Source organism: Phormidium pseudopriestleyi FRX01 (assembly GCF_017313335.1).
Classification (GTDB): Bacteria; Cyanobacteriota; Cyanobacteriia; order Cyanobacteriales; family Laspinemataceae; genus Laspinema; species Laspinema pseudopriestleyi.
This window is the reverse complement of record NZ_JAFLQW010000626.1, coordinates 1-13,863: the sequence shown is the minus strand read 5'-3', so window position 1 is coordinate 13,863 and position 13,863 is coordinate 1. Positions and strand designations below refer to the sequence as shown.

At 49.3% G+C, this 13,863-nt stretch carries 7 protein-coding genes and 1 pseudogene; 6 read left to right on the top strand and 2 right to left on the bottom strand.

Annotated elements, in window-relative coordinates:
* Window positions 1–181 precede the first annotated feature (181 nt).
* Window positions 182–3,400 carry an efflux RND transporter permease subunit gene (locus J0895_RS23780; RefSeq protein ID WP_207090464.1) on the top strand — a complete coding sequence of 1,073 codons (3,219 nt, stop codon included), beginning with the start codon at window positions 182–184 and terminating at the stop codon, window positions 3,398–3,400.
* A gap of 294 nt (window positions 3,401–3,694) precedes the next feature.
* Window positions 3,695–3,847 (top strand): annotated as a pseudogene (locus J0895_RS23775) (winged helix-turn-helix transcriptional regulator); the annotation flags it as partial.
* A 15-nt stretch (window positions 3,848–3,862) separates the two neighbouring features.
* Here J0895_RS23775 and J0895_RS23770 read toward each other — a convergent pair.
* Window positions 3,863–6,325: a diguanylate cyclase domain-containing protein gene (locus J0895_RS23770; RefSeq protein ID WP_207090463.1), complete on the bottom strand. Its 2,463-nt coding sequence runs from the start codon at window positions 6,323–6,325 to the stop codon at window positions 3,863–3,865.
* A gap of 388 nt (window positions 6,326–6,713) precedes the next feature.
* Here J0895_RS23770 and J0895_RS23765 point away from each other — a divergent pair, with 388 nt between their 5' ends.
* From J0895_RS23765 to J0895_RS23750, 4 genes are all read left to right on the top strand, one after another.
* Window positions 6,714–7,631 (top strand): hypothetical protein, encoded by a 918-nt coding sequence (locus tag J0895_RS23765; RefSeq protein WP_207090462.1) that lies wholly within the window; start codon window positions 6,714–6,716, stop codon window positions 7,629–7,631.
* An 87-nt stretch (window positions 7,632–7,718) separates the two neighbouring features.
* Window positions 7,719–8,177 (top strand): hypothetical protein, encoded by a 459-nt coding sequence (locus J0895_RS23760; protein ID WP_207090461.1) that lies wholly within the window; start codon window positions 7,719–7,721, stop codon window positions 8,175–8,177.
* A gap of 184 nt (window positions 8,178–8,361) precedes the next feature.
* Window positions 8,362–10,668 (top strand): AAA family ATPase, encoded by a 2,307-nt coding sequence (locus tag J0895_RS23755; protein WP_242541549.1) that lies wholly within the window; start codon window positions 8,362–8,364, stop codon window positions 10,666–10,668.
* A gap of 214 nt (window positions 10,669–10,882) precedes the next feature.
* Window positions 10,883–12,448 (top strand): metallophosphoesterase family protein, encoded by a 1,566-nt coding sequence (locus J0895_RS23750; RefSeq protein ID WP_207090460.1) that lies wholly within the window; start codon window positions 10,883–10,885, stop codon window positions 12,446–12,448.
* On the opposite strand, the gene J0895_RS23745 is transcribed toward J0895_RS23750, so the two are convergent.
* Complete coding sequence (locus J0895_RS23745) at window positions 12,445–13,353, bottom strand: DsbA family protein (protein WP_207090459.1); 909 nt, start codon at window positions 13,351–13,353, stop codon at window positions 12,445–12,447. The genes J0895_RS23750 and J0895_RS23745 overlap by 4 nt on opposite strands.
* Window positions 13,354–13,863: the final 510 nt, after the last annotated feature.

Genomic DNA, 13,863 nt, shown 5'->3' with positions numbered 1-13,863 from the left:
TCAGTTGTCATTGGTCAGTTGTCATTGGTCAGTTGTCATTGGTCAGTTGTCATTGGTCAGTTGTCATTGGTCAGTTGTCATTGGTCAGTTGTCAGTTGTCATTGGTCAGTTGTCAGTTGTCATTTGTCAGTTGTCATTTGTCCGTGCAGGGGCTCAATGTTCACCGTTAGAACCCGAAAATATGAATGGATTCAGCATTAGTGCAACCGCAATTCGCCAGCATATTGGCACCTTGGCCCTCTCCACCACGGCGATCGTCCTAGGGGTATTCTTTCTCACTTCGATTCAAGTGGATTTGCTTCCTGCCATTACCTATCCTCGGATTGGACTGCGCCTGAATTCCCCGGGAATCTCCCCTGAAGTCGCTATTCAAGAGATTACTAAACCCTTAGAACAAGCCCTGAGTACCACCGAAGGGGTGGTTCAGGTTTATTCCCAAACCCGGGAAGGTCGGGTGAGTGTCGATTTATTTTTTGAACCCGGGGGAGATGTGGATCGGGCCTTGAATGAGGCAACTGCTGCCTTTAACCGCGCCCAAGGCCGTCTCCCGGATACGGTGGACTCCCCTCGATTGTTTAAGGTGGACCCCTCTCAGTCTCCAGTTTATGAGTTTGCTTTACAGTCCCCGTCCCTACAAGATGTGGATTTGCGGGTGTTTGCCGATGAGGAATTAGCCCGAGAGTTAGGGGTTGTCCCTGGTGTGGCTGGGGTGGAGGTTTCTGGAGGCATCACTGAAGAGATTCAGGTTCGCATTGATCCGGTGCGATTGCAATCATTCGGAGTGGGGTTAATGCAGGTTTTGAATGAGTTGCGCGATCGCAATCTTGATGTGGCGGGGGGTCGGTTATCGGGTGGGAGTGAAGAACTTTTGACTCGCGCCCAGGGACGATTTGAATCCGCTGATGAGATTGCCAATCTCTCGTTTGAAATTCCCAATCAAGGCCGAGTCTATCTACGGGATTTTGCTGACATCATCGATGGGACTGCTGAACGGTTGGTGTTGGTGACTCTCAATGGCGAACCGGCGGTGAAAGTTAGCATTCAAAAACAACCGGATGCGAATACGATTACTGCGGTAGAGGGGGTCAAACAGCGACTCGAACAGTTACGTCTGTCGGGGTTAATTCCCCCAGATATGGAAATTTATCCGACTTTAGATGAGTCGGTTTTTATTAGAAATTCCATTTTTAATGTGGCGATCGCTGGGTTGACAGGGGCGGGACTCGCGGCGATCGCAGTGTTACTGTTTTTGGGTTCAATTCGCCAAACGGTGATTATTGTCCTAGCCATTCCCCTCGCCACTCTCAGTTCCATTGCTTTAATGCAAGTGTTTGGTCTGTCCCTGAATGTGTTTAGTTTAGGGGGATTGGCCCTCGGTGTGGGGATTGTGGTAGACAATGCGATCGTGATGCTTGAAACCATCGCCGAAGGGGTGGGGATGACACCGGGGAAAAGTCAGCAGAATCAACGACTGACCTCTTCTAAGGCGATCGCCCAAGCGTCCGTCAGCAGTCGGTCTATTGAGTCGGCCTTACTCGCCTCAACCACCACCAACCTCGTCAGCGTCTTACCCTTTTTACTGATTGGCGGTCTGTTTTCTCTACTCTTTAGCGAACTGATTTTAACCATTAGTTTTGCCGTTGCCTCCTCCTTAATCATTGCCTTAACCGTAGTTCCAATGTTGACCTCCCGCTTATTAGCAATTCCCTATACCAGCGGATTAAGTAATTTTTTTATAATCCGGTTATTTAATGCAGGATTCAATGGATTTAGTCGCCTTTATCAATGGAGTTTAAAATGGGTTTTACGCCTGCGCTTGATTGTGATTGCCCTGGCTATCATCGTTTTAGGAGGCGGTAGTGTTTGGTTGGCCGCAGAACTTCCCCAGGAAATTTTACCCCGAATTAATACAGGTCAAGCTCGCTTATTTGCCCAGTTTCCTCCGAATACGACCGTCGCTCAAAACCTGCAAATCATGGCCAAGGTTGATGAGATTTTACTGGATCAACCGGAAACGGTTAATACCTTTACCACCGCCGGAGGCTTTCTTTTTGGTACGAGTGTCTCCCCGAATCCCCTGCGGGGTTCGAGTACCATTGCCTTGAAATCGGGCACTGATATTGACTCTTTTATTACCCGAGTCAATGGGGAATTTGAAAAGCTCAATCTCGTGGATGCTCGCCTACGAATGAGTCCCGAAAGTGTCCGGGGAATTATTCTGACGAATTCCCCAGTTCGCGCCGAGTTGGATGTGACGTTACAAGGTCCGGATATTCGGGCGTTGGCACAAGCGGGGGAAGAAGTCCTTGCGGCATTAGATGAACAAGTCACTTTGGCAAGTTTTCGTCCCGATGCAGACCCCCAACAAACTGAGTTACAAATTCGCCCAGATTGGTTGCGGGCAGCCGAATATGGGTTGTCGGTGAATGATATTGGGTCAGCCATTCAAATGGCGATTCAAGGGGCAGTTCCAACTCAACTCCAACGGGGCGATCGCCTAGTTGATATTCGCGTTACTTTACCAGATAATGTGGTCCAACGGGTGACTCAGTTAGAACAATTACCCCTATTAGTAGGGAATAATCGGTCGATTCGCTTGCAGGATGTGGCAACGATAAAACGAGGACAGGCACCGGGAGAAATTAAACGGATTAATCAGCGTCAGGTGTTTATTATTGGCGGTTCTTTGACTGAAGGTGCAACTCTGAAAGAGGCGAATGAGCAGATTGCTGAGGTCCTGGCTGGTATCGATTTTCCCCCAGGGGTGAGTCGGGTTCCTTCTTCTTCGGCGCAAACGAATCAAGAGTTACAAGACTCCCTGAAATTGTTAGGAGGATTAGCCGCTTTTCTAGTGTTTGTGGTGATGGCGGTGCAGTACAATTCTTTAGTTGACCCTTTGGTGATTATGCTCACGGTTCCGTTAGGATTAGCGGGGGGAATTGTCGGACTTTATGTTACGGAAACTCCGGTGGGGGCGACTGTGTTAGTCGGGGCGATTCTGTTAGTGGGGATTGTGGTGAATAATGCGATTATTATGGTGGAGTTCGCCAACCAAATTTATAAAGAAGAAGGGATTAACCGACGGCAAGCGATGTTGAAAGCGGCACCCCAACGCTTGCGACCGATTTTGATGACAACCATCACCACGGTGTTAGGAATGTTGCCCTTGGCGTTAGGGGTTGGGGAAGGGTCGGAGTTTTTACAACCCTTGGGGGTGGTGGTGTTCTCGGGTTTATCTTTGGCGACGTTTCTCACTTTGTTTATAATTCCTTGTTTTTATACCTTATTACATGATGTCTTTGGGGGCAGATGTCCGCCTTTAAATCCGGATCAATTGGAAACGGTGTTCCAGGAGTCTCCAGATTTAGACAATGTGTCATCTGCTTCTCGGGTGGAGTAGCGATCGCCTGAACCGGGGATGTGATCAGGAATCCGGTTGTCAAGGGTCTGCCAAAACCGGCACCCGTTAACGGTGGGTCTATACGGACAAAGCCCTGTCAAGGTGTATTTGTAGGGGCGCTTAGAGAAGCGCCCCTACATGAAATCACGATTGAGCGTCATTCCTCGTGACTGGGTTCTACCCAGTCACGCTCTCTAGGAGGCTCTGCCTCCAGTAAACAGGCGCTTACCCTAGGTCAAACAACAGGATTTCAGCCTCCTCAGACCCAATTAGGGTGAGGGCTCCCCGGGCGATCTGACTCAGCAACTGCGGGAACTGGAACGGGATGGGATGATTAACAGGATGGTTTATGCCCAAGTTCCGCCCAAAGTGGAGTATTCTTTAACTGAATTGGGGATGAGTCTCAGACCGATTCTGGAGACGATGCACGAATGGGGGGTGAGATAGAATTAAAGGCACAGATTAAGCACAAACGACTCGATTGCGTCCTCCAGCTTTTGCCACATAAAGAGCTTCGTCGGCATTGCCAATCAGTTGTGTGGGGCTAGTTTTCGGACTAGGGATCAGGGTCGCGACTCCTAGACTCATGGTAATATAAGGATTCACTTGAGATTGAGCATGGAGAATCTGTAATCCAGCCACTTGCGTCCTAAGTCGTTCCGCGAGTTCTAAGGCTTTTTTCAGGGTTGTATTGGGCAAAACAGCGGCAAATTCCTCTCCCCCATACCGGGCAATCAGTTCGACTTTGGGATTGATACAATGACGAATTGCTGCGGCAACTCGTTGGAGGCACTCATCACCGGCTTGATGTCCGTAGGTATCATTATAGGGTTTGAAGTAGTCGATATCGCACAAAATGAGAGAGAGGGGATCTTGCGTCCCTCGTTGCCATTCCTGATTCATAAATTCATCAAAACAGCGCCGGTTCGCTACTTGAGTTAAACCATCGAGAGAGGCAAGGCGATATAATTCTTGATTCGCCGCTTGCAATTGTTCAAAGAGGGTGGATTGTTGGATAGCGATCGCCACCTGAGTCGCTAATTCTTGGAGGAAATCGGTTTCCCAATTCTGCCACTGTCTGGGACATTGACAGTGATGAGCAATCAGCAATCCCCAGAGTTGGTTGTTATCCCCAGAGGAATTTTCCACCCAGTCCTCCTCAGAGTTGGACTGAAAATCTTCATTTAATAAAATCGGGACGACTAAATTGGCTTTAACTTGAAACTGGGCTAATAAATCGCGATGACAGGGACTGATGGATTCAGTATAAATATCAGCCGTGGCTTTGAGACGCCCTTTTTTATAAAGTTGAGCATGAGTTTCGCGAAAGCAGGGGTCAAGAATCGTGAGGTTGAGAATTTCCCTGACTCCATTGCTACAGGATTCGACGACAACTTTGCCACTCCAATCTGGGTGAAAGCGATAAATAATCACCCGATCAGTATTTAGAAATTGTCGAACTTCGGCAACGGTGGTGTTGAGAATTTCTTTGAGATTGAGAGAGGAACGAATGCGATCGCCCATAGCAGACATGACTCGTTCCCGTTCCAGTTGCAATTGCAGGGCTTCTTGAGCTACAACTCGGCTGGTAATATCCCGCAAAATGACGGTAAATAGTCGTTCTGAACCCACTTCTAATTTGGAAATAGAGGCTTCTGCGGGAAATTGACTACCATCTTTGCGGCGTCCGAAAACCTGCGATCGCGTCCCCATTGTCCGGGATACTTCCGGGGTGTGGCCGAAATGTCCAATATACTGGCGATGCTTTTGACGCAGATTTTCCGGTAACAGCAGATCTAGGGGTTGTCCCATCACCTCCGTTGCACTGTAACCAAAGATTTTTTCCGCCCCCTGGTTAAATAGTTGAATCCGTTGAATTTCATCAATGGAAATAATCGCATCATCGGCACTATCGAGAATCCCCGCCAACCGCGCTTCAGACAGGCGCAGGGCCGCTTCTGTATGTTCGCGTTCTAAAATTTCCCGTCGTAATTGCTCATTCGCCTGCTGCAGTTCGGTGGTGCGTTCTTCGACTAATCCCTGCAATGGGGCGATCGCTGCATCCATTTCAATCGGTGTACATCCTTGCAGTAAACTGGTTTGGGTGATGATTCCCTCTAAGCAATCGCCCTCACCGGCAACAATCAATCGTCGGACCCGATACTCCCGCATTAACTGATGAGCAGTCCACAGACAATCCGTCGGTTGTACCCGCAGTAACGGCGAACTCATCACCTCGGCGGCGGTCAGTTTTCTGAGATTGAGTTCTAATGCCTGTAGCTGGAGGATATCCCGTTCCGTGACGATTCCGATGGGGATGAGCATCGGCGGCAGTTCTGGGGTCCGCATTGAGTCAGTTGCGTGGCGATTCTGGGCGATCGCCACGCAACTGACTCGATGGATGCTCATCAAGGTGGCTAATTCAAGCACCGATGCCGATGGCGATGCCGTAATCACGTTGGGGTTCATCACTTCCACCACTCGTCTCAAGAGCATCCAATCTGCTGGTTGGATAATTTCCCGAATGCTTTGGTAGGTAATTGTCCCTAGTAATTTTTCATCAGGATCCACGATTGGCAAATGGCGAATCTGTTTCTGTCGCAACAAATCCAGCAGGGTGACGAGATTCGGAAGATGCTCCTCGGGAAGGATAAACGGTCTAGGGGTCATTAATGCAGAAATCGGTTGTTTACTAAACGCTTTGGTAAATGACTCTTTTTCCAGATCGCCAGTCTGTGCCGTCAATTTCACCACATCCCGTTCGGTAAATATACCCAGGATTTGATCGGCTTTTACCACGATCGCGCAGCTCGATTTGACCTGGCTCATCAGCACGATCACCTCGCTAACTGGAGTATCTGGCGTGACGATTAACGGATGGCGGTCAATGGCTAACCGTAAAAAAAAAGGGGTACTTTCAAGCATAAATTAAAGGCATTTAATAATTCGGCGCAGTGTCTTCCTCGATGGCATGGTTTATCTTGACCGATCCTGGGTTGTTTGGGAAGGCTGACAAAAATTGAGGTCTAATCTCTTGATTCTCTAGTGATATTGTATTACTCCGGAGGTACCTTTCTGCCCTAGGGCTGTCATGTTGAGGGTTGTCCAATCAGAAGTCTAGGTCTGTTTATAGAGTCTAGTCCCTCAAAGCTCAATCACCTGATGCGGTAAATTTCCCCCCTAATGCCACTATCCAGAGTCGTTCATCCCACCCGGGATAGACCCAACTCTGGGATTTTCCTCGGTTGCAATCGGCGATCGCCTTCATCCTAACCACCCGTCACGGAAGATACTATCGTTGGAGAGGTTTCAAATGCGTAAAGTTCCACCATTCTTCCTCGCTGCTGCCACCACAGTTCTGATTCTTTTAATCGCCCTGCTGTCCGCCTCGACACAGTGGCGTCCCGTTAAAACGGGCATTCTGTTTGGCATTAGTGGTATCGCCCTAGTTGAAAACTCTCTGGATGAGATGGGATGTCCCCCAGCTACTTGTTTTGTGATCGTCCATGACAACAAAATAGAGGGAGACGGTCGTATCGCTATTTTAACAGTTCACGGACAAGATTCTTTAGATTATTTACCCCGACCGTGGCCTGATGGTGCAGAATGGCCAATCGATTTAGAGGCGATCGCCCGGGTTCCAGACAGTGACGACTCCGCTTTTATGGCCGTCACCAGTTCCGGACGAGTCTATCATTTCACCCTGGATTCCACGGGTAAAATTCAACTTATCCACATCTTTTCTATTCCAAATTTGCCCGAAAATTCTAATTTAGAAGGCTTTGATTTACACCTCATTAATGGGCAATTGTTAGCAGTTTGGGGTCATCGAGGTAGTTCCGAGGATTCCGGGGTGCTTTATTGGGGCTGGTTTGACTGGAACGACTATCAAATCTCTCCCCAAGGCTCGGCTTTGATGACCGTTCCTTGGCCCGAGGAAGATGTTCGTCACATTAGTGACCTGAAAGTTAATAATGCTGGAATTCTCTATATTAGTTCCAGTCGCGACCCGGGAAATGATGGACCTTTTGATTCAGCAGTTTATGCCGCTGGCCTGTTTTCAATGAACGGCGACCAGATTGAATTTCGTCCCGCTTCTTCTTTGGCTCCTCTCTATCCCATGAAAGGTCACAAAATAGAAGCTTTAGAATTTTTACCTGGCCTTTCTGGAGGCAAAATTCTCGGGACGGATGATGAAAATCAAGGGTCATATATTTATCTCAAACGCTAAAGTTTTCTAAGGGCTACTGTGGTAATTCACAGGATTTTTATGCTAAAATAAGGAAAGGGATAAGATGAAATCCACCCCTGAACTATTATGGCTATCACTCTGACCAAAGAACAGTTAATCCACGAGATAGCAATCATCGATCGCCGCCAAAAAGGGACCGTATTTTCTCCAGGAATCATTGGAAAAATTTTGGGCCATCCCCAATCCTGGAGAAGTCTCAAAAAAGACGAACTTATTCAAGTTTTAGAGACTTGGAACCATCTGTTGCAGTCCTGTCCTAAAACCGCCAACTGGCAAACAGTCGAAAGGGGCGATCGCCGGGTCTCTTTACTCGCTGATGGACAACCCTGGGTGGACTATTTTGGCTTTCCTTCTCGCCCGAGTGCGGAAACCTTTTTAGCCCAAGTTTTACCCCATTGTGATTGGGCGATCGTGCGTAAAAGTGGCAAGCGCGTTAATGCCAGTTTTGAGTGCAAAGTATGGGGATTAACTGAGGACTACTGTCCGGCAGTCGGCCCTCAACGGTTAGCAGTTTGTACCCGATGAATCATCAGGGTTTGAGTTACAAACCTGAGTTTGATTACATCCGGTTCCCGGACCTGTTTCTTGGGGAGGGCGATCGCACGTCAGGAGGACCCCACCCTAACCCTCCCCTTGGCAAGGTCCGGGAACCGGATGTAAAAAACCTACTGTTGTAAGGTGGGATGAGGGCAGACTTTCCAAACATCGGATGCACCAGAAGAAACGACTTCAGTCGTTACTACAAACATCAGGAACGACTGAAGCTGGGGTTTTATTAATTTTAATTGGGATAATGAAATTTAAGACGAAAACACAACCAAATCTTGATAAAGATGCACCGTTGGCGGCGCGGATGCGACCCCGGTTTTTGGAGGAATTTATTGGACAAGAGCATATTTTGGGAGAGGGACGGTTGTTGCGTCGGGCAATTCAGGCGGATCAACTCTCTTCTTTGATTTTTTATGGTCCTCCAGGGACGGGAAAAACCACCTTAGCGCGGGTGATTGCTAATAGTACAAAGGCTCAGTTTATTGCCATTAATGCGGTGCTTTCTGGGGTGAAGGAGATTCGGGAGGCGATCGCTTCTGCCCAACAGCATCGGCAAGACTCCGAACAACGGACAATTCTATTTGTAGATGAAGTTCATCGCTTTAATAAATCCCAACAAGATGCTCTCTTACCTTGGGTGGAAAATGGCACTGTAATTCTAATTGGAGCCACCACAGAAAACCCCTATTTTGAAGTAAATAAAGCCTTAGTCAGTCGATCGCGCATTTTTCAACTGACTCCCCTGACTCCCACGGATTTACAGGACATTTGTGAGCAAACTTTAAGGGATGGCGATCGCGGATATGGACATTTGAAAGTCCATCTGGATGCTCAGGCAACTGCTCATCTCGTGGATGTTGCCAATGGCGACGCCCGATCGCTGTTGAATGCCTTAGAATTAGCGGTGGAAACCACACCCCCCGATGACACCGGCAAGATTCGCATCACTTTGGAGGTAGCGGAAGAATCCATCCAAAAACGGGCAGTTTTATATGATAAAGAAGGTGATGCTCACTTTGATACCATCAGTGCCTTTATTAAAAGTTTACGAGGTTCGGACCCGGATGCAGCGCTGTACTGGTTAGCCAAAATGGTTTATGCTGGGGAAGATCCGCGTTTTATCTTCCGTCGGATGTTGATTTTAGCCAGTGAGGATATTGGACTGGCGGATCCTAATGCCTTGGTGATTGTGAATGCTTGTGCCCAAACCTTCGATCGCGTGGGAATGCCCGAAGGACGGTATCATTTAGCCCAAGCTACGTTATACTTAGCCACTGCGGCTAAATCTAACAGTATTATGGGCTTTTTTGATGCCTTAGCAACGGTGGAAAAGGAACGAGAGGCAGAGGTTCCCAGCCATTTAAAGGATGCCAACCGGGATAAAAAGGGGTTCGGACATGGTGCCGGATATTTGTATCCTCACGCCTATCGAGATCATTGGGTAGAACAGCAATATTTACCCCAAAGTTTGCAGGGACGGGTGTTTTATCAACCGTCTAATCAGGGGAAGGAGGCAGAAATTGCTACCCTGGTGGCGCGGCAGCGGGAAGCGCAGTTAGCGGCAATGGTGGAAGGAGTGGGGGTGGCACCGTCGGAGATTCTCACTTATGGCAGTGGCGATCGCATGGCGGAACGGTGGTTACATCGCACTTTGGGACAAGTGGGCGATCGCCTGTCCCAGGTGCGCGATCGCCTATTTGAGATGGCGCAACCCCAACGGCATCATCTGATTCTGGATTTAAACGCCCAAAGTGGGTTACTCACTTGGGAGGCAGTCCGACGAGTACCAGAAGGGGGCGTTTATGCGATCGCCCGTCATGCTTCAGAAGTGAGTGCTTTAACGGAACAATCTGCATCCCTACCGGAATTAATGCGTCCGAGGGTGATGGCATCGTCTTTAGCTCAAATTCGGCAAACCCTGGATAAGCAAGCACCTGGGGTGAAATTTGACCGAATTATGGGCAGAAATGCCTTGGTTCGGGAAGGGGATAAAATGGCGATCGCCCGGGGTTTGGTGTCCCTGCTGTCGGAGTCGGGAGGATTAGTTTTAGGGGAAACCCTGCCGCGTTATACTCAGCGCTTATATCGGTTGTTAGAAGGGAAAGGACTCAAACAAAATTTAGGCGATCGCCTGATGTCAGCAGAAGAGGCGATTTATCAAGACTCTACGGATCCGATGGTGAATTGGGATGGGGAGGAGTTGCAACGTTGTTTAGAATCCGTGGGGTTTCGGGTAGAATTGCAAATCGAGCGATCGCACCAGGAATTACACATCACCCCTGCCATGCTCGATCGCTGGTTTACTCCCTCGAAGTCGGAAAAACCCAGCTATGGTGACAGGTTGGTACAGATGCTCTCGGTGACAGAGGTTCAGACAGTAGAGTTCGCATTCCAGCGCCATCTCCTCCATCAAACGGTGCAATGGTCAAGTGCGATCGGCTTCATCTGTGCCACAGTGGAGTTTTAAGGATAGAGCATCTGGCGTGCCATTTGTTATAGAAAATGCCAGTTCGATGTAAATGTATCATGCATCGGATTGACAGCGCTGTAGGTTCCCTGCTGAAATAAGCAAATTAGTCCATTGGATGCCTGCTTCTATATTTCGGTAGAGATGCTTTGGGAGTTCCTAGGACTACGATTGAAACCGCAGAAGAAACATAAAAACACAGGAATAAGGAGTTATGAAATTTGTATCGGATCCGGCGACTGCGGTTAAAATCGAGAAAATGAAAACTCGATTACGATCGCAACATCCCTTGCTGCTGTCTAAAGGGATTGATCGCACCAGGTTTGAGCTGGATGACGGCAACTCAGGCGATCGCGAGTTTTCCTTTCTCGTCATCGGCGATAGCGGATCCGGACGCCACATCAAAAACAACCCCCAACGCCAAATCGCGGAACAGATGGTCCAACACCAGGACAACTGCCGCTTTATTCTGCATACCGGCGATGTGATTTATCTTGTCGGTTCTAGCGAATATTATCCCCAAAACTTCATCGAACCCTATCGCGAATTTATCGTAGGTGGAGAACATCCCGATCGCATTGCCTACAACAAAATGGTGTTCAAACTGCCAATTCTCCCCGTCCCAGGTAACCACGATTACTATGACCTCCCCCTGTTATACGGGGCGATCGCTCAAGCTGCCCAACCCCTGCGCCATCTCCTGCGGGGCTACTTCAATCTCGATGTGGGATGGCATGGTTCTGACCAAGGTAAAGCCTACGCCCGAGCATTCCTCGACTACCTCAATGACATCCCCGACTTCCAACTAGAGGCTCATTTCGATCGCCATTACACCGCCCAGACAGACACCGGACGCTGTTTACGATATCAACCCGGAGAATTTACCCGGTTACCGAATCGCTATTATACTTTTCGCTATGGTGGCATTGACTTTTTTGCCCTAGACTCTAATACCTTTAATGAGCCGCCCCCCCTTCCCGACACCAAAGAGGGGAATAAATACCGCAAGTTGCTGGAAAAACGCCGGGATGAGTTGGAACGTCAGGAAGTCGAACTCACCGCGCGATCGCAACAACTCAACCCCAATAATCCCCATGATGCCGAGCAACTCGATGAGCTTGAAACCAAGTTAGAGCAGATCGGAGAAATGAAACTCGATATTGAGAAACAACTAGAATCCGATGAAAACACCGTAACCGATATTGAACAACTCAATTGGTTCAAACAACGATTGATTCACTCTTGGAATAACAAGGAAGTGCGGGGACGAATCCTGTATCTCCATCATCCCTCCTATGTCACCGAGGCAACGAAGTGGGACCAAGGCCAGACCCTCGCCATTCGCCGTCAACTGCGGTGGGTTCTCGATCAGGTAGCGGAGGTGGTGGGCGACCAAACCCAAGGAAGGCCCCTCCTAGACCTGGTACTCAGTGGTCATGCTCACTGTCTGGAGTATTTACAAACCGGAGATACCGGACACGCTGACTCCCATATCAATTGGCTTATTTGTGGCGGGAGTGGATATAGTTTGCGCCGTCAGCGAGAAGAGGGTTCCGACTTACGGGAGTTGTTCCCAGAAACTGAGGAGGAGCGCCTGGTGGCCCGCTCGAAATTCTTTCTCGGGCGCAAAGGTCGGGGTTCCCATAAGCAGCGCCCCTACTCCTTTTTGCGCGTTGATGTCCTGGATGGGTCTCCCCCAAAGTTGCGGTTACAACCCCTGATTTCCGAACGAAGTCACCATCAATGGCACGATCGCGAGGGCGAAGCGTTTATGATTTAAGCTCGGCGCTCAATTTTGCGATACAGGAAACCAGCTTTTTCCAGTTGTCCCCGGTTGACTGCTTCATCAAGCAGGATGGTTGTTGCTTCTATGTTCAGATTGAGGGCCACGGCAACCTCGGGAACCGTGATGGTTTCCCAGTGGGTGGCATAGGCGATCGCATCGGTGACCGATCGCAGGGGTTCGAGATCCGGCGCAAGTTGGGTGATGGCATCTCGTAGGACCGAATAGGGTCGATATCCCATCATCAGCAGCGATCGCCCCGAGTTCGGGCGTAGCATGATGCTGGGATATCGGGCAATCCCGCGATAGCGCATTTCTTTCAGGTCCTGGCGGAATGCTTCTATAGAATCAGGATGGTCCAAATCCCTCTCAAAGCGATCGCCATCAAGGCCCAGTTCCGGGTTCAATTGGGCCCCCAACTCCAGCAGAACCTCCCTCTGGGAAATATTGCGGCCCTCTAACATCACCGCCTCTCGCAGTCGTCGCAAATAGGACTCCTCCACCTCCGGGCCTTGTTGTGAGGCGGCTTTCACGGCGATACAGGCGGGATAGGAGGAAGTCGGGGGGTTCTTCACCCAGATTTTCTCATCAATGGGCATTCCGGTGAGATGTCGGACCTGGATCCAAACTGGACCCATTTGCACAGGTCGGAAAATATGGTTGAGGGGGTCGCTAAATTGCTGCCAATCGCGAAGGAGTCCCCCCATTGAATAGCGAAGAACCAGGCGATCGCCAAACTCGTAGCGCAAGCGTCGCCACTGGGGTTCCACCGCCCAACTCCAGGAACAGAGGGGGTCGGTATAGTAGGTGATTTCAATCGGTGCCACTGGATTGGATTGTTTACCCAGGGTTTGGGGATCCGGTGATTTCTCCAAGGAGGCGATCGGGGGATAAGTTTGCATGATTAATGACCTTTGTTATAAATAGGGATTGAATTGAGAGTGGCGATCGGGATTTGGGTAATTTCTGCTTAAGGCGATCGGCACCTTAGCCGGGAGCATCTCAATTTGGACAGTTGGCCCTCATCCCCCAACCCCCCTTCGACCCCCCCTTCGACCCTTCGACTGGCTCAGGGCTCAGGACAGGCTTCGACCCTTCGACTGGCTCAGGGCTCAGGACAGGCTTCTCCCATTTTGGGAGAGGGATTTAGGGTGAGGGCGACCAAAATGAGATGCTCCCCCTTAGCCCATTTTGTCTTGAGCCTGAAATCATGAGAATTCCCCTTTCTTCAGGGGAAAGGGGAATTTCATACAGCTTGGGGTTAAGCCTTCTTGACACTCTCAGGTCTAAAGACACTGAGATTCTTGAGTAGACTACCGAGGTAATCTTCAAAGGCATTGTCAAAGTGCCTCTAGACGCTCAAAACAACTGTCTTGCGACGCTGCCATTGCGGTTACTTTTCTACTTTTTGC